Origin of the sequence: Sporosarcina soli, from assembly GCF_042655805.1 — a bacterium.
In the GTDB taxonomy this organism is placed as follows: domain Bacteria; phylum Bacillota; class Bacilli; order Bacillales_A; family Planococcaceae; genus Sporosarcina; species Sporosarcina soli.
Genome location: NZ_JBHSNO010000012.1, coordinates 36,339 through 59,230, shown reverse-complemented (window position 1 = coordinate 59,230; position 22,892 = coordinate 36,339). Strand labels below are relative to the sequence as shown.

General features: G+C 44.4%; 26 protein-coding genes. 25 read left to right on the top strand and 1 reads right to left on the bottom strand.

The window, feature by feature from the left end; all coding sequences use genetic code 11:
• Window positions 1-843 precede the first annotated feature (843 nt).
• The 10 genes from ACFPRA_RS18780 to rsmI all read left to right on the top strand — a co-directional run bounded on the left by ACFPRA_RS18780 (window position 844) and on the right by rsmI (window position 8,069).
• Complete coding sequence (locus ACFPRA_RS18780; protein WP_381438082.1) at window positions 844-2,280, top strand: aminotransferase class I/II-fold pyridoxal phosphate-dependent enzyme; 1,437 nt, start codon at window positions 844-846, stop codon at window positions 2,278-2,280.
• A 1-nt stretch (window position 2,281) separates the two neighbouring features.
• Entirely contained in the window at window positions 2,282-2,914 is a 633-nt protein-coding gene (tmk, locus tag ACFPRA_RS18775; protein ID WP_381438080.1) for a dTMP kinase, read from the top strand.
• 53 nt (window positions 2,915-2,967) lie between these two features.
• Complete coding sequence (locus ACFPRA_RS18770) at window positions 2,968-3,297, top strand: cyclic-di-AMP receptor (protein ID WP_239392521.1); 330 nt, start codon at window positions 2,968-2,970, stop codon at window positions 3,295-3,297.
• A 19-nt stretch (window positions 3,298-3,316) separates the two neighbouring features.
• The gene (locus ACFPRA_RS18765) at window positions 3,317-3,757 is read left to right on the top strand and encodes a YaaR family protein (RefSeq protein ID WP_239392520.1); all 441 of its coding nucleotides are present in this window, start codon (window positions 3,317-3,319) and stop codon (window positions 3,755-3,757) included.
• A gap of 176 nt (window positions 3,758-3,933) precedes the next feature.
• Entirely contained in the window at window positions 3,934-4,941 is a 1,008-nt protein-coding gene (gene holB / locus ACFPRA_RS18760) for a DNA polymerase III subunit delta' (protein WP_381438077.1), read from the top strand.
• A complete protein-coding gene (locus ACFPRA_RS18755; RefSeq protein WP_381438075.1) occupies window positions 4,934-5,761 on the top strand; it encodes a PSP1 domain-containing protein in 828 nt (275 codons plus the stop codon). Before holB ends, ACFPRA_RS18755 begins: the two co-directional genes overlap by 8 nt.
• A 13-nt stretch (window positions 5,762-5,774) precedes the next feature.
• Window positions 5,775-6,134 (top strand): DNA replication initiation control protein YabA, encoded by a 360-nt coding sequence (yabA, locus tag ACFPRA_RS18750; RefSeq protein ID WP_381438072.1) that lies wholly within the window; start codon window positions 5,775-5,777, stop codon window positions 6,132-6,134.
• A gap of 58 nt (window positions 6,135-6,192) precedes the next feature.
• Entirely contained in the window at window positions 6,193-6,942 is a 750-nt protein-coding gene (locus ACFPRA_RS18745; protein ID WP_381438070.1) for a tRNA1(Val) (adenine(37)-N6)-methyltransferase, read from the top strand.
• A complete protein-coding gene (locus ACFPRA_RS18740; RefSeq protein ID WP_381438068.1) occupies window positions 6,926-7,213 on the top strand; it encodes a GIY-YIG nuclease family protein in 288 nt (95 codons plus the stop codon). Before ACFPRA_RS18745 ends, ACFPRA_RS18740 begins: the two co-directional genes overlap by 17 nt.
• Window positions 7,191-8,069, top strand: coding sequence for a 16S rRNA (cytidine(1402)-2'-O)-methyltransferase (gene rsmI, locus ACFPRA_RS18735; RefSeq protein WP_381438066.1), 879 nt, complete (start codon window positions 7,191-7,193; stop codon window positions 8,067-8,069). Before ACFPRA_RS18740 ends, rsmI begins: the two co-directional genes overlap by 23 nt.
• A 128-nt stretch (window positions 8,070-8,197) precedes the next feature.
• Here rsmI and ACFPRA_RS18730 read toward each other — a convergent pair whose 3' ends face one another.
• Window positions 8,198-8,476, bottom strand: a complete 279-nt coding sequence (locus ACFPRA_RS18730) for an AbrB/MazE/SpoVT family DNA-binding domain-containing protein (protein ID WP_381438063.1) — start codon at window positions 8,474-8,476, stop codon at window positions 8,198-8,200.
• Between the two features lie 424 nt (window positions 8,477-8,900).
• Between ACFPRA_RS18730 and metG the strand changes: the two genes are divergently transcribed.
• The 15 genes from metG (at window position 8,901) to pth (ending at window position 22,863) form a co-directional block, all read left to right on the top strand.
• Entirely contained in the window at window positions 8,901-10,859 is a 1,959-nt protein-coding gene (metG, locus tag ACFPRA_RS18725; RefSeq protein ID WP_381438060.1) for a methionine--tRNA ligase, read from the top strand.
• A 261-nt stretch (window positions 10,860-11,120) separates the two neighbouring features.
• A complete protein-coding gene (locus ACFPRA_RS18720) occupies window positions 11,121-11,888 on the top strand; it encodes a TatD family hydrolase (RefSeq protein WP_381438058.1) in 768 nt (255 codons plus the stop codon).
• A 137-nt stretch (window positions 11,889-12,025) separates the two neighbouring features.
• A complete protein-coding gene (locus ACFPRA_RS18715; RefSeq protein WP_381438056.1) occupies window positions 12,026-13,246 on the top strand; it encodes a ubiquitin-like domain-containing protein in 1,221 nt (406 codons plus the stop codon).
• Between the two features lie 297 nt (window positions 13,247-13,543).
• Window positions 13,544-14,104 carry a ribonuclease M5 gene (gene rnmV / locus ACFPRA_RS18710; RefSeq protein ID WP_381438054.1) on the top strand — a complete coding sequence of 187 codons (561 nt, stop codon included), beginning with the start codon at window positions 13,544-13,546 and terminating at the stop codon, window positions 14,102-14,104.
• Entirely contained in the window at window positions 14,097-14,984 is an 888-nt protein-coding gene (gene rsmA, locus ACFPRA_RS18705) for a 16S rRNA (adenine(1518)-N(6)/adenine(1519)-N(6))-dimethyltransferase RsmA (RefSeq protein ID WP_381438051.1), read from the top strand. Before rnmV ends, rsmA begins: the two co-directional genes overlap by 8 nt.
• Before the next feature lie 154 nt (window positions 14,985-15,138).
• Window positions 15,139-15,405, top strand: a complete 267-nt coding sequence (veg, locus tag ACFPRA_RS18700) for a biofilm formation stimulator Veg (RefSeq protein WP_239392508.1) — start codon at window positions 15,139-15,141, stop codon at window positions 15,403-15,405.
• A 141-nt stretch (window positions 15,406-15,546) separates the two neighbouring features.
• Entirely contained in the window at window positions 15,547-15,732 is a 186-nt protein-coding gene (locus ACFPRA_RS18695; RefSeq protein ID WP_381438048.1) for a small, acid-soluble spore protein, alpha/beta type, read from the top strand.
• 451 nt (window positions 15,733-16,183) lie between these two features.
• Window positions 16,184-17,050 carry a 4-(cytidine 5'-diphospho)-2-C-methyl-D-erythritol kinase gene (gene ispE / locus ACFPRA_RS18690; protein ID WP_381438046.1) on the top strand — a complete coding sequence of 289 codons (867 nt, stop codon included), beginning with the start codon at window positions 16,184-16,186 and terminating at the stop codon, window positions 17,048-17,050.
• A gap of 56 nt (window positions 17,051-17,106) precedes the next feature.
• Entirely contained in the window at window positions 17,107-17,934 is an 828-nt protein-coding gene (purR, locus tag ACFPRA_RS18685) for a pur operon repressor (RefSeq protein ID WP_239392505.1), read from the top strand.
• Window position 17,935: 1 nt separating this feature from the next.
• Window positions 17,936-18,313, top strand: coding sequence for a RidA family protein (locus ACFPRA_RS18680; protein ID WP_239392504.1), 378 nt, complete (start codon window positions 17,936-17,938; stop codon window positions 18,311-18,313).
• Between the two features lie 198 nt (window positions 18,314-18,511).
• The gene (spoVG, locus tag ACFPRA_RS18675) at window positions 18,512-18,796 is read left to right on the top strand and encodes a septation regulator SpoVG (protein WP_381438042.1); all 285 of its coding nucleotides are present in this window, start codon (window positions 18,512-18,514) and stop codon (window positions 18,794-18,796) included.
• 252 nt (window positions 18,797-19,048) lie between these two features.
• Window positions 19,049-20,419, top strand: coding sequence for a bifunctional UDP-N-acetylglucosamine diphosphorylase/glucosamine-1-phosphate N-acetyltransferase GlmU (gene glmU, locus ACFPRA_RS18670; RefSeq protein WP_381438040.1), 1,371 nt, complete (start codon window positions 19,049-19,051; stop codon window positions 20,417-20,419).
• 14 nt (window positions 20,420-20,433) lie between these two features.
• Entirely contained in the window at window positions 20,434-21,393 is a 960-nt protein-coding gene (locus ACFPRA_RS18665; RefSeq protein WP_381438038.1) for a ribose-phosphate diphosphokinase, read from the top strand.
• Between the two features lie 80 nt (window positions 21,394-21,473).
• Complete coding sequence (locus ACFPRA_RS18660; RefSeq protein ID WP_381438036.1) at window positions 21,474-22,109, top strand: 50S ribosomal protein L25/general stress protein Ctc; 636 nt, start codon at window positions 21,474-21,476, stop codon at window positions 22,107-22,109.
• 190 nt (window positions 22,110-22,299) lie between these two features.
• Window positions 22,300-22,863: an aminoacyl-tRNA hydrolase gene (gene pth / locus ACFPRA_RS18655; RefSeq protein WP_381438034.1), complete on the top strand. Its 564-nt coding sequence runs from the start codon at window positions 22,300-22,302 to the stop codon at window positions 22,861-22,863.
• Window positions 22,864-22,892: the final 29 nt, after the last annotated feature.

Here is a 22,892-nt window from a genome sequence, read left to right as displayed (position 1 = left end):
TCAGCGCCGATGGTAGTCGGGGATTTCCCCTGCAAGAGTAGGACGTCGCCAGGCGTCAAGGTCATTGCCAATAGGTAGTGGCTTTTTTGTATATAAATAGAAAAACCGAAGGTTTATTTTGCACTTATTTAATGGAACGCGAGAAAGGGGAGGGATGGTGGAGTTCAAGGAAGCGAAGGTAGGAGGATCGGAGCGTATGATATACGCGAGAACCGGACGACTGAAGCTGACGAAGAAATCTGCCGTCCATCGCCTTTCGCAGCCCCGAACACGGAAGTTAAGCTCGCGTGCCGATGGTAGTCGGGGGTTTCCCCTGCAAGAGTAGGACGTCGCCAGGCGTCAAGGTCATTGCCGATAGGTAATGGCTTTTTTTGTGTTTACAAATAGAAAAATAGACGTTGAAATGTTAAAAAGGGGAAGCCTATGATTATTCTAATGCATGAAGCGCTCAAATACCTTCCGCGGGCGCTTAAAGTAACTTCTAAGTGATCAATTCCCTGTCTTAGAGCTCAAGGTAACCTTTAAGTGATCAAACATCTAGCTCAACGCTCAAAGTAACTTCTAAGTGATCAAACGCTAACCTTTTCGCTCAAAGCTATTTTTAAGCGATCAAACTGCCACTCTAGCGCTCAAAACAACTTACAAGCGATCAATCTCTCGCCACAGCGCTGCAAAGTACCCTTATCTTCGCTCAATTCCACTTGGGTTTGCAGGATGCAAGTCGCGCAGGTACTATTTAAATAGGTAATGACTTTTTTGTGTGTTAGAATTGATATTTGGTAAAAGGTATTCTTTCGATTTTATACCTTCCCTTATATATAGAAGAAAGAGGGGATTGTTATAATGGAATATAAGGAGCGTCCGCTGATCCGAAAGCTTCTAGAATTTGAAAGGGCAAACCCGGTTTCATTTCACGTACCGGGACATAAACATGGGCGTCTATCAGGATTGCCGATGGAGCTACGCGACGCTCTCCGCTATGATTTTACTGAACTAGAAGGGTTGGATGATCTTCATGAGCCTGCTGGTGTAATAGCAGAAGCGCAGCAGCTATTGGCATCCACTTATTCTTCCGATTGTAGTTTTTTCCTTGTGAACGGTTCGACAGTTGGGAATTTGGCGATGGTGTATGCAACTTGTCGGGCAGGTGATACAATCATTGTTCAACGCAATGCCCATAAATCCGTTTTTCATGCGATTGAATTGACGGGGGCAAAGCCGGTGTATGTTTCTCCAAATTGGGATGATTCTACAAAGTCGGCAGGCGTTCTGACAGCGGACACAATGAAAAGGGCGATTGAGGCATATCCGTATGCGAAAGCGGTTATCCTGACGTATCCGACCTATTATGGGACGACAGGGAGTGAATTGAAAGACACAATTAAAATTTGTCATTCTTACGGAATTCCTGTACTGGTGGATGAAGCGCATGGTGCACATTTTGTTGCTGGAGAGCCTTTTCCGAAGTCGGCTCTAGAACTGGGGGCAGATGTCGTCGTCCATTCAGCACATAAAACTTTGCCTGCGATGACTATGGCGTCTTTTCTACATATCAAATCGACTCTTGTCTCAAGCCAATTAATTGCTCATTATTTACAAATGCTGCAGTCCAGTAGCCCTTCATATATATTGATGGCTTCTCTTGACGATGCGCGTTCGTATATCGCTTCCTATACAGAGGAAGATAAAGCCATATTCATGATAAAGCGCCTGTCATTTATCAAACGGTTGAAATCAAACCCACGATTACAAACGGTGGAATCGGATGATCCCCTTAAGCTCCTTTTGAGAATGGAAGGCTATTCGGGGTTTGAACTCCAAAGGTGTTTGGAAAAGCAAGGCGTGTACAGTGAGCTTGCAGATCCTTATCAAGTGCTATTTGTGTTGCCATTATTAAAATCGGAAACGGATTATCCGTTTGAAGAAACTTGTCGTCGTATCCAGTGGGCGATTGCAGAACTGGAAGTGCAGCATAACGCCAATGTTGCAGCGGAAGTGCCAGTATTTAATGAAGAGATTTCAAGCCCCGTGTATTCATTTGCGAAGATTGCAGAAATGGAGTCTGAGTGGATACCTTTTGAACAATCGGCCGGGCGTGTAGTGGCGGGTTCCATTATACCTTATCCGCCTGGCATCCCCTTTTTAATAAGCGGGGAAAGGGTATCGGAAGAAGATGTCTGTTATTTGGATGAATTGCAAAGAATGGGAGCCAAGTTCCAAGGCGCAATCCGGGTCCATGAAAAACAAATGCTTGTCGTAAAGAAAGGAATGGAAGAATAACATGGTACAGAAAGGTCAATTCATCACATTTGAAGGTCCGGAAGGGGCGGGGAAGACGACGGTTATACAGGAAATCTATCATCGCCTGAAAGAGGACGGCCGAAATGTACTTCTGACGCGTGAACCGGGGGGCATCCGGATTGCAGAAAAAATACGTACCATCATTTTGGATAATGACCATCAGGAAATGGATGCAAGAACTGAAGCATTACTCTATGCCGCAGCGAGAAGACAGCATCTTGCCGAAAAAGTGATTCCTGCCCTTCATGAAGGTTATACGGTTTTATGTGATCGGTTTGTGGACAGTTCACTTGCTTATCAAGGCTATGCACGAGGGCTTGGTATTGATGAGGTATGGGCAATCAATGCATTTGCAATCGATGGGGTCATGCCGGATTTAACGGTATTCTTTGATATTGATCCGGAAGTGGGGCTTGCCCGGATTGCGAAGAATGATCAGCGTGAAGAAAATCGGTTAGACAATGAAAGCCTCCATTTCCACCGTAATGTTTATGAAGGTTATCAAGAGCTGATCCGCCGTTATCCTGATCGGATTCAATTGACGGATGCATCGTTGCCGAAAGAGCTCGTGACGGAAAATGTTTGGAAAATCATAGGCGCGCAATTCATTTAATCGTTGGATTCATGATATAATGATTAGAAAGCGGATGAAAAGGGGAGATTACCGTGAAATTGGTTGTGGCAGTTGTACAGGATCAGGACAGCAATCGATTATCGACAGCATTGACTAAAAATGACTTCCGGGCTACGAAATTAGCGAGTACGGGTGGATTTTTGAGATCGGGTAATACAACATTCCTTATTGGTACCGATGATAGCCTTGTACCTAAGGCACTTGAACTCATTCGGGAAAATTGCCGTTCACGGGATCAAATGGTCGCGCCTGTTTCACCGATGGGAGGCAATGCGGACTCTTATATTCCCTATCCGGTTGAGGTTGAAGTGGGTGGAGCAACTGTGTTTGTTCTTCCTATCGAACAATTTCACCATTTTTGATGGACCGAGGTGAGCCGAAATGAAAGTCAATAGCGACTATAGGGCCGGTCTGGATAAGCTGAGGAGCGATCCGTTGCAATCAACACAAAGTGGAGCGCGGTTCGGTCAAATGGTCATGAAACAAGAGCAACGTCTTCATGGTGAACAGATCACTCGACTAATGGGCGATATTTCAGCGGCTGGCGATCGAATTGCACGTTCCCGTAATTTACGGGATATGGCAAAGTTTAAAATGTTGGTTCGCCGTTTCCTGAAGGAAGCTGTTGAATCTGGTTTGGGCCTAAAGCAATCCCATACTTGGAACCAGTTCGGTGAAGGACGTCGGTTGAAGCTTGTGGAAACGATTGACGAAAAGCTTATAGAATTAGCGGAAGACTTGTTGGATGAAGAAAAGACGTCTGTCGATTTATTGGCTAAAATCGGTGAAATCAAAGGACTTCTTATTAATCTATACATGTAATCCCGTGTTTTCTGTTTTTTTTAGAAACACGGGATTTTTTAGAAAATATGAAAGTATTATGTTTATTTTGAATTTCGGACATTCAATTAAGTGTTTGCACTGAACGGTTGATGTGGGACAAGTACAAATTAACATCGGTATATCCCGAGTTGTGAACGAACAAGGAGGTGTTCAAGATGACAGTTGAAAAAGAACGTCGATTTTTTGAAGAGCAGCATGTAGTGATGAAGCGAATTTCTACTTCATTTCAAAATGGCCGGATTGGTCATGCCTACTTGTTCGACGGTGAGAGAGGAACTGGGAAAGAAGCGATTGCACTCTATTTCGCTAAATTGCTTCTTTGTGATCAGCCTGAAAATAGTGTTCCATGTGAAACATGTCATTCTTGTCGCCGCGTCACTTCCCGGAATCATCCTAATATTACAATGATTCGTCCAGACGGACAGGATATAAAGAAAGAGCAAATGTCTGACTTGATTTTCACGATGACGAAAAAAGGGTTTGAGCTCGGACGAAAAATCTACATTATAGCTGCAGCCGAACGTATGAATGTCGCTGCAGCAAATACATTGCTGAAATTTCTTGAAGAACCTGAAGGCGAAGTGACGGCGATACTGCTAACTGAAGCCTATCACTCGATTTTACCGACAATTCAATCAAGATGTCAGCGGATCGCTTTTCATCCCCCCTCCAGAGAGAGGATGATTGAAAATTTAGTAGAGAAAGGGATTACCACTTCGATGGCAGCGACGGTCACGATGGTGACAGCTGACCCCGATGAGGCCTTTGAATTAGCAAATGATGATCAGTTTGCACACATGCGAAAAACAGTGTTAAAATTAGTTGAAGCATCAGATTTACATGTCCAAGAAGCGCTGTTATTCATCCAATCGGACTGGGCCTCCTTATTTAAGGAGAAAGAAGAAACGGAAAGAGGGCTTGACTTACTTCTCTATGCTTATAGGGATATTGTTGCCTATAAAGCAGGCTTGCAATCTGTTCCTACATTTCCGGATCAGCAAGAATTTTTAAGAAGTCTTTCAATGAAGATGACTTATAGCAAGTTGTCAGCTCATATGGATGCAATTTTACAGGCGAAAAAGCAGCTGCATGGCAATATGAACCGTACACTGTTAATGGAACAATTGGTGCTTAGCATGCAGGAGGGGTTACTCGTTGTATAAAGTTGTCGGAGTCCGCTTTAAAAAAGCGGGTAAAATATATTATTTCGATCCGCTCGATTTTCATCTTGTCGAGGGAGATTATGTCATTGTTGAGACTGCTAGAGGGATTGAGTATGGCAAAGTGGCAGGGCGAATAAGGGAAGTCGATGAAAATGATGTCGTGCTTCCATTGAAGAAAATCATTCGCCCGGCTCAGCAAGAAGATCAGGAAAAAGTGGAAGAAAACCGTATTGAAGCCGAAAGGGCTTTCAGTACGGGGGTAGACAAGATTTTGGAGCATAAGTTGGAGATGAAGTTGGTCGATGTTGAATATACATTCGATCGGAATAAGATTGTCTTTTACTTTACAGCAGAAGGTCGTGTCGATTTCCGCAATCTTGTCAAAGACCTTGCCTCCATCTTCCGTACAAGGATTGAGTTGCGCCAAATTGGTGTAAGAGATGAGGCCAAAATGCTAGGTGGTATAGGGCCTTGCGGACGGATGCTTTGTTGTTCGACATTTCTCGGCGATTTTGAACCGGTGTCGATTAAGATGGCGAAGGATCAGAACTTGTCACTGAATCCATCCAAAATATCGGGTCTTTGTGGACGCCTTATGTGTTGTCTGAAATATGAAAATGATGACTATGAGGAAGCAAAAGCGCTTATGCCAGATGTTGGAACGCGTGTCCATACGCCGGACGGGGTTGGAAAAGTTGTAGGTCTGAATTTGCTTGAGCGTCTCCTTCAAGTGAATCTGACCGAGCAGGATCATGTATTGGAATATTCCTTAGAAGAATTGTTGAATCAACAAAACAATATGGCTCAATTGATGAAATGATGAGGTGGAATAGTTGAAAGAAAGGAACTTTCTGGACAGAATTATGGAATTCGAGCAGCAACTTGAATCTACACATAAGCAATTCCGCGAATTGATTGGTTTCGTTGCGCAGATGACGGAAGAGAACCATTCGCTTCAACTCGAAAACCATCATTTGCGTAAGCGGCTTGAAGAAATCGATGAACAAGCAAAGCCTTCGAATAAGAAACAACCGAAGAAAAAAACAGGAAAAGTGGATGTCGGGGAAGGTGTCGATAACCTTGCGCGTCTTTATAACGAAGGGTTTCACGTCTGCAACGTCCATTACGGTAGCAGCAGAAAGGGAGAAGATTGTCTTTTTTGTCTTTCCTTTTTAAATAAACAAAACGTATGAAGTGAGCCGATCCTATAAATCTATAGGTATCGGTTTTTCTTTTTGAGGAGCGAAGTAAATGGAAAACATATTACGAGACGATGAGCGACTTGATTATTTATTGGCGGAAGGCTTACGGATCATTCAAAGCCCATCTGTATTTTCTTTTTCCTTGGATGCCGTTTTGTTAGCAAAGTTCGCTTATGTCCCGATCCGCAAAGGGAAGATTGTCGACTTATGTGCCGGCAATGGGGCTATCCCTTTGTTTTTAAGTGCGCGGACGAATGCAGAAATCACTGCGGTCGAATTGCAGGAACGCTTGGCCAATATGGCGGAAAGAAGTATTCGTTACAATGGATTGGAAAACAGGATTCACGTCGTAAACGATGACGTCATTAACATCGCATCCCGATTAGGTTATGAAAGATACGATACGGTGACATGCAATCCACCTTATTTTCCAGCACATGAGGCGAGCGAAAAGAATCTGTTGGAGCATGTTGCCATTGCCAGACATGAAATCAAGTTAAATCTTGAACAAGCGATTCAATCGGCGAGTGAATTATTGAAGCAAGGTGGAAAAGCGGCGTTTGTCCATCGGCCGGGACGTTTGCTCGATATTGTGACGGCGATGCGTGCCAATCGATTGGAGCCCAAGCGGATCCGTTTTGTTTATCCGAAAGAGGGAAAAGAAGCGAATACATTGCTGATCGAAGGGATTAAAGACGGAAAGCCGGATTTAAAAATATTACCACCACTCTATGTGTACGGTGCGGATGGTGCTTATACGGAAGAAGTGAGGCAGCTTTTATATGGACAAGAAAACTGAGCATTTCTTTTACGTGTTGGAGTGCAAAGATGGTTCCTATTACGCAGGCTATACAAACGATTTAGAGAAGCGCATCCAAGTCCATAATGAAGGAAAAGGGGCGAAATATACACGCGCGAGAAAACCTGTCCATTGTATCTACTACGAAAGTTTTGAAACGAAGCGGGAAGCGATGCAGGCAGAATATCGATTCAAGCAATTGACAAGAGAGTCGAAAGAACGGTATATCGGAAAGGAGAAAATAGGGCATGAAGTCACAAAAAAGTGCTGAAGCGGGAGGCGGAAAGTTATTTCTTGTCGGGACACCAATCGGCAATCTTGAAGATATGACGTTTCGGGCCATAAGAATATTAAAGGAAGCGGATGTGATAGCGGCAGAAGATACGCGAAATACGATTAGACTATGTAATCATTTCGATATTCAGACACCGCTAATGAGTTATCATGAGCACAATCTTGAAGTCGGCGGGGAAAAGATTTTGAAAATGTTGGAGGATGGCAAGTCCGTTGCCCTTGTCAGTGACGCAGGAATGCCTTGCATTTCAGACCCGGGAGCAGATATTGTAGCGAAAGCGGTTGCTGCAAGTTATGATGTTGTTCCGGTTCCTGGGGCAAATGCAGCCATTAGCGCACTGGTTGCATCCGGATTAGTCCCTCAACCTTTTTTATTCTTCGGATTTTTGTCTCGGCATAAAAAAGAGCGGGGCAGTCAATTGGAAACTTTAAAAAATCGTGAGGAGACAATCATCTTATACGAAGCCCCCCATCGGTTAAAAGAGACATTGCTTGCGTTGGAAGCAAGTTTTGGCGGGGATCGTTCGGTTGTTCTTGCACGGGAAGTGACAAAACGTTTTGAAGAATTTCTACGTGGCACATTGGTAGAAGCCGTTCATTGGGTAGAAACACATGAAGTGCGAGGGGAGTTCTGTATTGTAATTGAAGGAGGCGATGGTGCTGTTGAGGAAGAAGAACCGGCATGGTGGAATGAAATGAGTATCCGTGAGCATGTCGCCTCATTAATAGAAAGAAAAGAAATTCGTTCAAAAGAGGCAATTCGGGAAGTGGCAACGGAAAGAGGATTGAGCCGACGTGATGTCTATCAAGCGTACCACGTTGAAGAAGAATGAAGAAGGAGAAGCGCATGCTAAGAAGGTTAAGTCCAACGAAGCGGCGCTTTTTTTGTAGATGGACGCAAAAAGGAGAGTGGACAAAAAAACCAGAACGGCTCGCCATTCTGGATAATCGTAGTGCAATATCATTTTTTTAAGTTTTCTTGAATTTCGTTGATCAATTGTTCCGCACCTGCAGGGCTTAAGATCAACTTGCCGCCGATTAGGCTTAAATTGTCGTCAGACACATCGCCTGTAATTGAACAAGTCATATTCGGCATGTACTTTTTCAAGATGATTTTGTCATCATCAACATAGATCTCCAAGGCATCTTTCTGTTCGATACCTAATGTACGGCGCAATTCGATGGGAATGACTACACGTCCAAGTTCATCGACTTTCCTAACAATACCGGTTGATTTCATTATAAGTACTCCTTCCAATACTTGAAATTTCGTCAAAATTCGACATAATTCTATTGTCTGCTTTTTATCATATCAAGTCTTCCATTTTACGTCAATAAGTCTATCTCGAAATTATGTGAAAAATAATAGTTTTTTACTACATATGGAAAGGGAAGAACCAGTAGAGTACTAGAAATGAAGTCAATACAGTCTTTAAGGCAGTTTTGATCCCATGTTCTTCGAGTGACGAATGTTTTCCTTGGCGAAATATTAAGCTGTTAAAGAAGGTCACCAAAGCGGATTTCGACTTATAGAAACGCCAAAAATAGGGTATGGCTAGACAATTAGACGGGCTGTTAAAGAGGAATGATGGTGAAATTCATTGTATCGGAAGGGTGCTTTCGATAGAATAGAAAGTATATTTAATTACACTGGAGGAGTTTTCGTGGCTGAACAGAAGAATACATTTTATATTACGACCCCGATTTACTATCCGAGCGGAAAATTCCACATCGGTACTGCGTATACGACGGTTGCTTCGGACGCGATGGCACGTTATAAGCGTTTGCGTGGCTACGATGTCCGATTTTTGACAGGAATGGATGAACACGGACAAAAAATACAAGAAAAAGCGGAAGAGGCTGGTTTGCCACCGCAACAATATGTCGATGGCATTGCGGACATTTCCAAAAAAGTATGGGAAATCATGGACATTTCCTATGATGACTTCATTCGTACGACAGAAGAGCGCCATAAACAAGGTGTCGAAAAAATCTTCCAAACATTCCTCGACAATGGTGACATTTACAAAGGGGAGTACGAAGGATGGTATTGTGTCCCTTGTGAAACGTATTACACGGAAGGACAGCTGGACAACGGCAATTGCCCGGACTGTGGACGTCCAGTGCAAAAAGTGAAAGAGGAATCTTACTTCTTTAATATGAAGAAATACGCGGACAGGTTGCTGCAATTTTACGAAGACAATCCGACATTCATCGAACCGGAATCCCGTAAAAATGAGATGATCAATAACTTCATTAAACCAGGTCTTGAAGACTTATCCGTTTCTCGTATGTCATTTGATTGGGGCATTAAAGTGCCTGGAGATCCAAAGCATGTCATCTATGTATGGGTCGACGCTTTGACAAATTATATTAACGCACTCGGCTACCGGTCAGATGACGATAACCTGTTCAAGAAATATTGGCCTGCGGACGTACATGTAGTCGGAAAAGATATCGTCCGTTTCCACACGATTTACTGGCCGATCTTCCTTATGGCGTTAGACTTGCCGTTGCCGAAAAAAGTGTTTGCGCACGGCTTCATCATGATGAAAGACGGCAAGATGTCGAAATCGAAAGGGAATGTCGTCTATCCGGAAATGCTTGTCGAGCGTTACGGACTGGATGCGACACGTTACTTCCTACTTCGCGAATTGCCATTTGGTCAAGACGGCGTATTCTCGCCAGAGTCATTTGTTGAACGTACAAATTATGACTTGGCAAATGATTTAGGGAATTTATTGAATCGGACTGTGTCGATGATCAATAAATACTTTAATGGTGACATACCGACAGAAGGACTGGAACCGACAGCCTATGATGAAAGTTTGACGTCTTTCATGGCACAAACTGTAGAAAAATATGAGGCTGCCATGGAAAATATGCAATTCAGCGTTGTTCTTGCTGAATTATGGGCGCTCGTATCTCGCACCAATAAGTATATTGACGAAACGTCGCCTTGGGTATTGGCGAAAGAAGAGGCAGATCGTGGAAAGTTAGCTTCGGTCATGGCACATCTTGCATCGTCGCTTCGTCATATTGCGGTGCTGCTACAACCATTCATGACGGAGGCGCCTAAAAAGATTGTCGCCCAACTCGGATTGGATGAAAAATGGTTGGCATGGGATACGCTTGGAAACCTTGAGGCGATTCCTGCAGGCACGAAAGTTGTTGAAAAAGGTGTACCGATCTTCCCACGTCTCGATCCAGACGTAGAAGTCGTCTATATCCGCGACCAAATGGCGGTTACGGCGCCTGCGCAAGCAGAGCCGGCCGAACAGGAGGAAGTGGAAGAGGTAGATGAAATTACGATTGATGATTTCATGAAAGTCGATTTACGCGTTGCGACTGTGACGGCTTGCGAAAAAATGCCGAAAGCGGACAAATTGTTGAAATTGCAATTGGATCTTGGTTACGAACAACGGCAAGTTGTGTCTGGTATTGCAGAACATTACGAACCGGAGTCGCTAGTTGGCGAAAAAGTGATTGTCGTAGCGAACTTGAAACCTGTCAAATTACGCGGTGAATTATCACAAGGCATGATTTTAGCAGGAAAGTCAGATGGCATTTTAAAACTGGCAACTGTTGATCCATCATTGGAAAACGGCGCACAGGTTAAATAATCGTATAGGTCAAATAATTAATAAATGGAAACGGCGTATTCGTGTACGCGCCGTTTCTTTTTAATTTTTTGAAAGGATAAAATTACAAACCTTGTTAGGCGGATAAACCGGATAATATAGAGCTTGATGACAAGTGTATGGCACTTTTTATTTTCGTTTTTGTTATAGAAATTACGGCTTTGTTACGAAGTTGTAAACAACTTGTAACAAATGATACAATTCGTTCGAATAGAATAAAACCATTGTGAGGCGATCAAAAAAATGTTCATAGATACACATGTCCATTTAAATGCGGACCAATTTGAAGAAGACGTAGAAGCGGTTATCCAACGTGCGCTTGACGCAAAACTTGAAAAAATGGTTGTAGTCGGTTTCGACCGAAAAACCATTACAAAAGCGATGGAACTTGCCGAACAATATCCATTTGTCTACGCGGTAGTCGGCTGGCATCCGGTCGATGCGATTGATTGCACAGAGGAGGATTTGGAGTGGATTGAGTCGCTTGCTGCACACCCGAAAGTCGTCGGTATCGGAGAGACGGGACTGGATTATTATTGGGATAAATCCCCCAAAGACGTCCAGCAAGAATTATTCAGGAAACAGATCCGTCTTGCGCAGAAAGTGAAGCTCCCGGTCATCATTCATAACCGTGATGCAACGGCGGATGTTGTCCGGATTTTGAAAGAAGAGGAGGCGCAGATAACAGGTGGAATCATGCATTGTTTTGGCGGAAGTGTTGAAACGGCAAAAGAATGCATACAGATGAACTTCATGATTTCTTTAGGCGGTCCGGTGACGTTTAAAAACGCGAGAACACCAAAAGAGGTGGCAACTGAAATCCCGCTCGATCACCTGCTCATTGAAACGGATGCACCTTATCTTGCCCCTCACCCGAATCGAGGCAAGCGGAATGAACCTGCGTGGGTAGTACTCGTCGCTGAGGAAATTGCACGATTGAAGGAATTGCCGGTTGAAGAAGTGGCACGTCAAACAACCGCGAACGCGTTAAAAATATTTAAGATTGAATGAATAGATTAAGAGGATATTCCCTATACTTTGAAAATGGCTGACTGTCTCTAGTAATGTCATAGAGCAATTCTGGATAGGTTGACACTTGGAAAAGGAACCTTTATAATCAGCCGAGTGATGAAGGAGGAGTTTTTTTCATGTCAAATAGATCCATGGAAAACCTGTTCTTTAAGTCATTGAGGAGTAAACAAGTTGTGGTGACAGTCCTATCTATCACCCTATTTGTTGCTATCATTTCACTTGTCCTATTTGAAGGGACGAAACAATCGGTCACATTGGAAGTGAACGGTGAAAAACGAACAATCAATACACATGCACATACAGTTGGTGAACTTCTTTCCGCACAGGAAATCGAAGTTGCCGAATTCGATGTAGTAACACCCTCAGTGAATACACCGATCGAAGAAGGTTTGTCGGTCAGGTGGGAACAGGCAAAAGAAGTTGCAATACAAGTCGGACCGGAAAATACAACAATCTGGACGACTGAAGATAAAGTAAAAGATGTTCTGGCACAAGCCGACATCGACATTACTGAGCACGACCAGGTCAGCCCAGCATTGGATGAGGAAGTCGGAGCAGACAATCTAATTGCCGTCGAAAAGGCATTTGAAGTGACGTTAGAAGATGGCGGAGAAGAGAAGAAATTATGGTCCACTTCGACTACGGTCGCTGACTTTTTAAAGAGAGAGAACATTCATTTGAATGAAGACGACCGATTGAACAGAAAGGCGGATGGCTATTTGAAGCCCGGCTCTTTTGTGCAGGTCGTACGAGTGGAAAAGGTCACCGATGTAGTGGAAGAGCCGGCGAACTTTGCAGTGGAAACGCGCAATGATCCAAAATTACTGAAAGGACGCGAAAAAGTCGTTCAAGAAGGTAAAAAAGGAACCGTATCCCGGAAGTTTGAAGTGGTGAAGGAAAACGGTAAAGAAGTTTCCCGTACATTATTGGCGGAAACGACGATAACCGAACCGCAGAAGAAAATTGTTGCGGTCGGTACGAAGAAAATGGTTGCAAGTGCATCCTCCGGTGTCGGTGTCTCCCGCAGTAATGCGGAACCTTCGGGAGGTAAGGAATTTTACGTAACGGCTACGGCCTATACGGCTTATTGTAATGGCTGTTCGGGTATTACGCATACAGGTATTAACCTGCGCGCGAACCCGAATGTGAAAGTCATCGCAGTTGACCCGAAAGTGATCCCGCTCGGTTCAAAAGTGTGGGTGGAAGGCTATGGATATGCAGTAGCCGGGGATACGGGTGGAGCGATCAAAGGGAAGAAAATCGATCTTCACGTTCCGACCAAGTCCGAGGCCTATAAATTTGGAAGACGCCAAGTGAAAATGAAAATCATCGACTAACTTGATTCAGCAGAAGTCCCTCACTTCTATAAGTGATTGGATGAGTGCTAGTTATGCATTTAATTCAGTGGGGTCACCCCCGGCTGAATCAAGTTAAAGCCTCCGGACGCAATTCCACCGAGACGTAATTGATTAGAGATCCGCAGGACTTGTAACAGTCCTGCGGATTATTGTGTTCTGCGCCGTTTCTACATGAGGAAACCGAGCTGTTTGACGCTGCTTCCGTGTGCCTTTCTGTACTTCTGCGTCCATGCAGAGTAAAATTGAAGTAAGAACAGAATGGGAAAGAGGATTTTGGTGAATATAAAAGAAATTATCGTTGTGGAGGGAAAGTCGGATACCATCGCCATAAGACGTGCAACAGGTGCGGATACAATTGAAACGAATGGCTCAGCCATTGACCATGAAACACTTGCACGCATTCAACATGCATTGGAAACACGTGGTGTGATTGTTTTTACGGATCCCGATTATCCAGGTAGAAGAATTCGCTCCATCATTGAAGAAAGTATCCCTGGCGTGAAACATGCTTTTTTGGAGAAAAAGCTGACCATTGCGAAAAACGGCAAAGGTGTCGGTATTGAACATGCCGCTGATGAGGATATTCGAGAAGCATTGCGCTCAGTCTATAGCATAGATGACCAACCGACTGTGGCGATTTCGCTCGCTGATTTAATGGAGGCTCGATTGATGGGGCATCCTGATGCCAAAAGGCGGCGGGAGAGACTCGGCGAATTGTTGCAGATCGGTCATGTAAACGGCAAAGGTTTAAAAAAGCGGTTGGAAATGTTCCGAATTGGACAGGATCGACTGGAAGAAGCATTGCAAGTTCTCGACAAGGAGGAAAAAGATGAATAAAGATATCGCGACTCCGGTCAGGACGAAAGAGATTCTTGATAAATACGGATTTTCATTCAAAAAAAGTTTAGGTCAAAATTTCCTGATCGATCCAAATATATTGCGCAATATCGTTTCACACGCAAATCTCACAAAAAAGACGGGTGTCATTGAAGTAGGCCCGGGCATCGGGGCATTGACAGAACATATTGCCAGAAGTGCCGGGAAAGTCGTGGCCTTTGAAATCGATGGGCGACTTCTGCCTGTATTGGAAGATACATTATCCCCTTACGATAATGTGACAGTTGTCCATCAGGATATATTGGAAGCCGATCTCAAACAAGTCATGGCGGATCATTTTGCGGATTATGAAGATGTGGTTGTCGTAGCCAATCTACCTTATTATGTGACAACGCCAATCATTATGAAGTTCTTGCTCGGAAAAGTTCCGATTTCCGGGATGGTCATCATGATGCAAAAAGAAGTGGCGGATCGTATTACAGCTGTTCCAGGGACAAAAGCTTACGGTTCTTTATCCATCGCCATTCAGTACTATATGGATGCAGAAGTGTCGATGATTGTGCCGAAGACGGTATTCATGCCGCAGCCGAATGTGGAATCAGCGGTTCTGCGCCTGACAAGGAAAGAAGTGGCACCAGCAGAGGTGATCGACGAAGACTTCCTTTTCCAAGTATCCAAAGGTTCTTTTATTCAACGGCGAAAAACAATTTTTAATAATTTACAAACGTCGTTGCCTGATGGAAAAGCGAAAAAAGAGCAGATTTTGCAGGCATTTGACAAAGCCGGTATTGAGCCGGGCAGACGCGGAGAGACGCTGAGCATTCAAGAATTTGCAAAGCTATCCAATGCCTTATATGAGGAATTTGGCAAGGGACGATAAAAAAGAAAAGGTTAAATCAACTTTTCTTCGAAAAAAATGACTAGATCAATAATAAAAAGATTGACAAGATGCATGGTCCATTGTTAAAATAAACATTTTAATTGACAGAACTTTTTAAAAGTGTTATGCTTATACTTAGTGAGGTGTAAGCGACATGCCAAAAACATTAGCGGACATTAAGAAGTCATTGGATTCTCATCTTGGTAAAAGGCTGCAAGTAAAAGCGAACGGTGGTCGGAAGAAGACAATCGAACGCGCTGGAGTACTGCGTGAAACTTATCGTGCTGTATTCGTAGTCGAACTTGACCAAGACGAAAATGCGTTTGAAAGGGTATCTTACAGCTACGCAGATATTTTAACCGAAGCGGTTGAAATAACGATTCTCGATGACGCAGATTCCTCTGCGTTTGTCATCAAATAATAACAGCATTTATGATTCAATTCATTTCATTTTTTTGAAAAAGCACTTGTGTAAACACTTCGCATCGGAGTGATTTGCACAGGTGTTTTTTCTTGTCTTTCGCACATACTGTGTTTGTCAGCCGAAAAGGAGGAAAACCGAATGGCGAGAAAACGTGGTATTATGTCTGAGCACTTGAAGGAAGAAATTGCGAAAGAGCTTGGCTTTTACGATGTTGTTGAGCGAGAAGGTTGGGGAGGCATCAAAGCACGGGACGCTGGGAATATGGTGAAACGTGCCATTGAAATGGCCGAACGAGGAATAGCACGGAACAACGACAAGCTATGACTGACCCGAAGTCCAAGAAAGGCTGACAAAAGAAGGGCTATATTCAATCGTCTTACAGACGGTGGATATAGCCCTTTTTATCTTCATTCAGCAAATGTTTTTGTACTGAAAGCGAAGCGTCAGCTACAGAAGAGTCCCACTTCATTGGTGGCGAGATGAATGTTTTTTGGTTTACTGTTCAACGGGTGTTCAAACGCCCGCTGAACGAATAATGGAGGGCAGTCTAAGTGCGCGACGTCCTAAAAGGAAAGTGCCTTAATTTCTGCAAAGATCGCAGAAATACGGCAAATCGAACCCTTCGTTGTTCGATTCGCAATTCAAAATCTGGACGCAATCACGCCTCGGCGTGATTGATCTTCATTCCCCTCATAATTATACTTATTTCACAATGCAAACAAAGCACCCTATGGTAAAATAGGAAGCAACTATAAGCTGGAATGGAGGTGGCTGGATGTTATATGAAAAGGCCCCCGCGAAAATTAATTTGACATTGGATGTATTACATAAGCGATCAGATGGTTTTCATGAAGTGGAAATGATCATGACGACGGTCGATCTGGCAGATCGGATTTGGTTGCGCCCAGCAGAGAGTGGAAACATCATCATTAAGGCATCTGAACGATTCGTGCCGAACGATCGGAAAAACTTAGCCTACCAGGCCGCAGAATTGCTCCAACAACGATATGGCATTCAGAAAGGCGTTGAAATTACTCTTGAAAAGAGCATTCCCGTAGCCGCTGGATTAGCCGGTGGGAGCTCGGACGCGGCAGCCACATTGCGTGGATTGAATCGATTGTGGAACTTGGGGCTGAGTGCGGACAAGTTAGCGGAGCTTGGTGCAATCATTGGTTCGGATGTTTCTTTTTGTGTCCATGGCGGTACGGCTCTCGCTACTGGACGAGGGGAGAAAATCCAAAGCTTGCCGGCCCCGCCGAATTGCTGGGTCATTCTTGCCAAACCGCCGATTTCTGTGTCGACAGCGGACATATATGGAAACTTGCGCCTATCAAAGATGGATCATCCCGATACAGCGAGCATGATGAATGCTTTGCGGCAGGGTGATTATGACAAAATGTGTGCTTCGGTCGGTAATATTCTTGAACCGGTGACGATGAGCATTCATCCACAAGTGGCTGTACTGAAGGAGCAGATGAAAAAATTCGGTGCAGATGCAGTACTGATGAGTGGCAGCGGTCCAACGGTTTTTGGACTTGTGAAACATGAGTCAAGGGTGCCGCGCATTTATAACGGGCTAAAGGGCTTCTGTTCAGAAGTGTATGCAGTTCGAATGATTGGCGAACGTCATTTTCTTGCTTAGAAACGTACGATTATGATAATGTACGATTAAAAGATTCGGATTTAGGAGTTGGTACCGTGAAGTGGAAAAGGAGCGAGCGATTAGTCGATATGACGCGCCATCTGTTGGAACATCCACATGAACTCATTCCGTTGACTTTCTTTTCAGAGCGTTACAAAGCGGCGAAGTCTTCCATTAGTGAAGATCTGACCATTGTGAAGGAAACGTTCGAAGAGAAAGGCACGGGAAAACTGGTGACGGTATCCGGGGCTGCAGGGGGTGCAAAGTTTGTACCTCAAACGACAGAAGCGGAAGTCCGTGACGTCATCGCCCTTTTAAAGGATGAGCTGGGCCATTCAGATCGATTATTGCCGGGGGGGTATTTGTTCATGACAGATTTACTCGGCAATCCCCGTATCATGGACCGTGTCGGCAAAGTGTTTGCCTCCGCATTCGCGGATAGGGAAATCGACGCGATTATGACGGTTGCAACAAAAGGGATACCGATCGCCCATGCCATCGCCCGCCATTTGAACGTCCCTGTCGTCGTTGTCCGACGGGATAGCAAAGTGACGGAAGGGTCAACTGTAAGCATTAATTATGTTTCAGGGTCGACACGACGTATTCAAACAATGGTATTATCAAAGAGAAGCATGCAGAGTGGACAAAAAGTGCTGATTACTGATGACTTTATGAAGGCCGGCGGAACGATGGTGGGGATGAAGAATTTACTGGAAGAGTTCGGTTGCGAGCTTGCTGGTATAGCGGTCCTCGTCGAAGCTGTCCACCATGAAGAAGTCCTAGTCGATAATTATCTTTCTCTTGTGAAGCTTCATGGGGTTAATGAAAAAGATCGAACGATTGAATTGGACGAAGGAAACTATTTTACGAAGGGTGGAAATTGAGATGAATTATGTAGCAACAGAAAATGCACCAAAGGCAATCGGTCCTTATGCACAAGCGGTAATCGCTAACGGTTTGGTTTACACATCCGGACAAATTCCGTTGACGCCGGCAGGAGAGCTCGTTGAAGGGGCGATTGAAGAGCAGACGCATCAAGTATTCGCCAATCTGAAAGCTGTTCTTGCAGAAGCCGGTTCTTCATTGGATCAGGTAATTAAAGCGACTGTATTTATTAAAGATATGAATGAATTCGGCATTGTAAACGAAATCTATGCACAACATTTCGGATCTCATACCCCTGCGCGTTCAACAGTTGAAGTGGCAAGACTGCCAAAAGACGTAAAAATTGAAATCGAAGTCATTGCTCTTACGGACAAGTGATTCCAACCCGCCCGGTTAATCGGGCGGGTTTTTCCAATCCTTCCGCGTCCTATACAGTAATGTTTTTTTGATTTAATTCAAAAAAAAGAGCCGTTTATGGAAAAAGTTTTTGAAAAATTTCGTTTTCACGGGAGGAAAACGCTTTCTTTTGTGGAATATAGACGTCATGCGTTGTAATGATAAAAGGAGTGGTAACGGATGGAAGTAACGGATGTAAGGTTGAGAAGAGTAGAAACGGACGGTAGGATGAGGGCAATCGCCTCCATTACAATTGATGATGAGTTCGTCGTTCACGATATCCGCGTCATTGACGGAAACGAAGGGCTATTTGTTGCAATGCCAAGCAAGCGTACACCAGATGGGGAATTTCGGGATGTGGCACATCCGATCAACTCCAATGCACGAACAAAAATCCAAGATGCAGTACTTGCCGCCTATCACACTTCAGCCAAGGAGGAAGTACTTGAAGGGGCAGGTGCATGAGTACGAGCCGTGTGGAGTATGTATTTTCATATGAAGGGGAAGGGGCTGCCTGTTTGTAAAATAGGCGGCTTTTCACATAGAGAGTCCTCGTTGGAAAAAGTGGTAAAAAACGAGATTAATAATGATAAGAGATTGCAATCCGGTTGTCAAGTGGTATGTAGTTGAAAAAAAGCTTGAATTCAGCTATAGTCAATATTGAAAACAGTAGAGAGGAATTGTTTTCGATTCCTTATCGATGATGGGGGCAAACAAATGACAAATACATATGCCGTCGTCCTCGCTGCAGGACAGGGCACACGGATGAAATCCGGTTTATATAAAGTGCTACATCCCGTTTGTGGGAAACCGATGGTCGAGCATGTCATCGATCATATACACGGTCTCGGAGCTGACCGAATCGTGACGGTTGTCGGACATGGAGCGGAAGCGGTAGAAGAAACGCTTGGCCAGAAGAGTGAATACGTACTGCAACAAGAGCAACTAGGCACCGCGCACGCCGTCCAACAGGCGGAGGCGTTGATCGGGAGTCTGGAAGGCACCACGCTTGTCGTTTGCGGCGATACGCCACTCATCCGCTCGGAAACGATGGAGGCATTAATTGCCCATCATAATGCAACAGGAGCTAAAGCGACCATTCTGACTGCCCATGCGGATGATCCGACAGGATACGGAAGAATCATCCGGGGAGAAGATGGACAAGTCCTTCGAAATGTTGAGCAGAAGGACGCAACAGAAGAAGAAAAGAAAGTAACGGAAATCAATACAGGAACGTATTGTTTTGATAACAAGGCGCTATTTGAAACGTTGAAAAAGGTGAAAAATGATAACGCCCAAGGGGAGTATTATCTTCCGGATGTTGTCGGCATTTTACAATCCGAACATGCGAGGGTATCGGCTTTTGTGACGGATGATTTCAGTGAGACGCTCGGTGTCAATGACCGTGTTGTACTGGCTGAAGCAGAAAGCGTGATGCGCCGCCGTATTGCTGAAAAGCATATGCGCAATGGCGTCACGATCATCAATCCCGACAATACGTATATTAGCGCCGCTGCGGAAATCGGACGGGATACGCTCCTCCAACCGGGCACAATGATTGAAGGGCATACCGTAATTGGTGAAAATTGTACGATCGGGCCAAACAGTCAAATCGTCAATAGTGAAATCGGTGACGGGACATCCGTTCATTCATCGGTCGTCCTTGCGAGTAAAATTGGCGCGGATACGACAATCGGTCCCTTTGCCCATATCCGACCGGAATCCGCACTGGGCGACAAGGTGAGGATCGGTAACTTTGTTGAAGTGAAGAAATCGACAATCGGAGACGGCAGTAAAGCATCCCATTTAAGCTATATTGGAGATGCGGAGGTCGGGTCCGGCGTCAATTTTGGCTGCGGTACGATCGTCGTCAATTATGACGGGAAGCATAAGCATGTGACGACGGTGGAAGACGATGCATTTATTGGCTGCAACTCCAATCTAATCGCACCGGTTAAAATTGGAAAAGGTGCTTATATAGCCGCTGGTTCAACCATTTCAGAAAATGTCCCAGAAAGTTCACTTGCAATTGCGCGTGCGCGACAGGAAAATAAAGAAGACTATGTAAAAAAACTAAAACTCAAATAAACAGGGGGACCATGATGGCTAATCATTATCCAAACGATAAACTGAAGATATTCTCTTTGAATTCCAACGAATCACTGGCGAAAGAAGTGGCGGAGGCAATCGGGCGGCCGCTCGGTCAATGTTCTGTAAAACGATTCAGTGATGGAGAAGTGCAAATCAATATCGAAGAAAGTATCCGAGGCTGTGATGTATTTGTCATCCAGTCGACATCGAACCCTGTCAATGAGAATTTGATGGAACTGTTGATCATGATCGACGCGCTGAAACGTGCTTCTGCACGGACTGTCAATGTTGTCATGCCTTATTATGGATATGCGCGACAAGACCGCAAAGCAAGATCACGTGAACCGATCACTGCCAAGCTTGTTGCCAATTTGTTAGAGACAGCTGGTGCAAACCGTGTTATCGCTATCGATCTACATGCGCCGCAAATTCAAGGATTCTTTGATGTTCCGATCGATCACCTCGTCGCCGAGCCGATCTTGACGGAATACTTCAAAGGAAAAGGCTTCAATCGGGAAGAATTAGTCATTGTTTCACCGGACCACGGTGGCGTAACACGTGCTCGGAAAATGGCAGATCGTATGAAAGCCCCTATCGCAATCATCGATAAACGTCGCCCGCGCCCGAACGTTGCAGAAGTGATGAACATCGTCGGAAATGTAGAAGGGAAAACAGCCATTCTCATTGACGATATCATCGATACTGCAGGTACAATTACAATCGCAGCAAACGCTTTAATCGAAAGTGGAGCAAAAGAAGTGTATGCTTGTTGTACACACCCTGTGTTGTCCGGTCCTGCTATCGAACGGATCGACAACTCAAAAATTAAAGAATTGGTCGTTACAAATTCAATCGAACTTGCGAAAACGCAAGCGTCTCCGAAGATTCAACAGCTTTCAATTGCCAAGCTTTTAGGTGATGCGATCGTTCGTGTATTCGAGGAGAAGTCCGTCAGTACGCTGTTTGATTGATTGGTGTGTGTTTCATGTCGTCTGTCATGGGGTATTTATGCTTTAGAATAACTTTTTCACAAGAAAGGTGACTAAACAATATGAGTACAACAATTCAGTCGGAACTAAGAGAAGCAACGAAACAATCAACATTAACAGAATTACGTAAAGAGGGAATCGTTCCATCCGTCGTTTACGGCTTTAAAACAGAATCGATACCGATTGCTGTTAAAGAGCGTGACCTCTTAAACACATTGCGCGAAACAGGTCGCAATGGCGTTATGAAATTAAACGTAGATGGCAAAGATTTAAATGTCGTCTTGAGTGATTATCAATCTGATGCCTTGAAAGGGACAATCGTCCATGCAGACTTTTTGGCCATCAATATGACCGAAGAGCTTGAAGTGAACGTACCTGTCCATCTCACAGGCAATTCCGTAGGGGAAAAAGAGGGCGGCATTCTTCAGCAGCCGAATCGTGAAGTGACAATTAAAGTGAAACCTTCGGATATACCAGAGACTTTTGATATCGATATTTCGGACTTAAAGATCGGTGAAACGATTACAGTGGCGGATATCCGTGAAAAGTCCCAATATGAAATCTTAAGTGAAGATGATCATGCACTTGTTCTGATCTCAGCGCCGCGCACGGATGCGGAGATGGAGTCGCTTGAAGGGGATGCAGAGGGGACAGCAGCTGAACCTGAAGTGATTGGTGAGAAACAAGACGAAGCGTAAAGTACAAAGCGTCTGAAGCCCAGACGTTAATAGAGCGCACGGATTTCCGTGCGCTTGTTTTCTGTTTTAACTTCCCTGCATTTGTAGTAAAGCAAGCGTGTAGTCTAAAATCAGATTGGTTGCGATGGGCATCAAGCTTTATTAAAAAAGTGGACGCAATTGATGAAAAGGAAGAGGGAAGAGGAAATCGATGAAAATGATCATTGGACTCGGGAATCCGGGGAAACAATATGAAAGAACGCGTCATAACGTGGGCTTCCATGTCATTGATGCGCTTTGTGACCGATTATCGGCCCCTGTCATGCAATCTAAATTCAATGGCATGCATACAGTCATCCATCGCCCGGAAGGCAAGGTGATGCTTGTGAAGCCTCTCACCTATATGAACCTATCTGGGGAATGTGTCCGTCCATTGATGGATTATTATGATGTGGCTGTAGAAGATATCGTTGTCCTATATGACGATCTCGATATTGCACCGGGGACGATCCGCTTGCGTCAAAAAGGTAGTGCGGGAGGACATAACGGGATGAAGTCGCTGATTGCACATATTGGAACCGACCAATTCAATAGAATCCGGATCGGTATTGGGCGCCCAACAGGCGGTATGAAAGTGGCCGATTACGTATTGGCGCCATTTGCTAAAGAAGAGATCCCGTCCATTGAAGAGATGGTCCAGAAGAGTGCATCCGCTTGCGAAGCATGGCTGAGCCGACCATTTCTTGAAGTGATGAACGACTATAATGGCGTCTAACGAATAATGGGGACGTCTCTCGCCTATAC

What these genes read in the sequence shown, in the direction of transcription:
- ACFPRA_RS18780 (WP_381438082.1), top strand. Translation starts at nt 844, where the DNA reads ATGGAATATAAGGAGCGTCCGCTGATCCGAAAGCTTCTAGAATTTGAA.
- tmk (WP_381438080.1), top strand. Translation starts at nt 2,282, where the DNA reads ATGGTACAGAAAGGTCAATTCATCACATTTGAAGGTCCGGAAGGGGCG.
- ACFPRA_RS18765 (WP_239392520.1), top strand. Translation starts at nt 3,317, where the DNA reads ATGAAAGTCAATAGCGACTATAGGGCCGGTCTGGATAAGCTGAGGAGC.
- holB (WP_381438077.1), top strand. Translation starts at nt 3,934, where the DNA reads ATGACAGTTGAAAAAGAACGTCGATTTTTTGAAGAGCAGCATGTAGTG.
- ACFPRA_RS18745 (WP_381438070.1), top strand. Translation starts at nt 6,193, where the DNA reads ATGGAAAACATATTACGAGACGATGAGCGACTTGATTATTTATTGGCG.
- ACFPRA_RS18740 (WP_381438068.1), top strand. Translation starts at nt 6,926, where the DNA reads ATGGACAAGAAAACTGAGCATTTCTTTTACGTGTTGGAGTGCAAAGAT.
- rsmI (WP_381438066.1), top strand. Translation starts at nt 7,191, where the DNA reads ATGAAGTCACAAAAAAGTGCTGAAGCGGGAGGCGGAAAGTTATTTCTT.
- ACFPRA_RS18730 (WP_381438063.1), bottom strand. Translation starts at nt 8,476, where the DNA reads ATGAAATCAACCGGTATTGTTAGGAAAGTCGATGAACTTGGACGTGTA.
- ACFPRA_RS18720 (WP_381438058.1), top strand. Translation starts at nt 11,121, where the DNA reads ATGTTCATAGATACACATGTCCATTTAAATGCGGACCAATTTGAAGAA.
- ACFPRA_RS18715 (WP_381438056.1), top strand. Translation starts at nt 12,026, where the DNA reads ATGTCAAATAGATCCATGGAAAACCTGTTCTTTAAGTCATTGAGGAGT.
- rsmA (WP_381438051.1), top strand. Translation starts at nt 14,097, where the DNA reads ATGAATAAAGATATCGCGACTCCGGTCAGGACGAAAGAGATTCTTGAT.
- veg (WP_239392508.1), top strand. Translation starts at nt 15,139, where the DNA reads ATGCCAAAAACATTAGCGGACATTAAGAAGTCATTGGATTCTCATCTT.
- ACFPRA_RS18695 (WP_381438048.1), top strand. Translation starts at nt 15,547, where the DNA reads ATGGCGAGAAAACGTGGTATTATGTCTGAGCACTTGAAGGAAGAAATT.
- ispE (WP_381438046.1), top strand. Translation starts at nt 16,184, where the DNA reads ATGTTATATGAAAAGGCCCCCGCGAAAATTAATTTGACATTGGATGTA.
- ACFPRA_RS18680 (WP_239392504.1), top strand. Translation starts at nt 17,936, where the DNA reads ATGAATTATGTAGCAACAGAAAATGCACCAAAGGCAATCGGTCCTTAT.
- spoVG (WP_381438042.1), top strand. Translation starts at nt 18,512, where the DNA reads ATGGAAGTAACGGATGTAAGGTTGAGAAGAGTAGAAACGGACGGTAGG.
- glmU (WP_381438040.1), top strand. Translation starts at nt 19,049, where the DNA reads ATGACAAATACATATGCCGTCGTCCTCGCTGCAGGACAGGGCACACGG.
- ACFPRA_RS18665 (WP_381438038.1), top strand. Translation starts at nt 20,434, where the DNA reads ATGGCTAATCATTATCCAAACGATAAACTGAAGATATTCTCTTTGAAT.
- ACFPRA_RS18660 (WP_381438036.1), top strand. Translation starts at nt 21,474, where the DNA reads ATGAGTACAACAATTCAGTCGGAACTAAGAGAAGCAACGAAACAATCA.
- pth (WP_381438034.1), top strand. Translation starts at nt 22,300, where the DNA reads ATGAAAATGATCATTGGACTCGGGAATCCGGGGAAACAATATGAAAGA.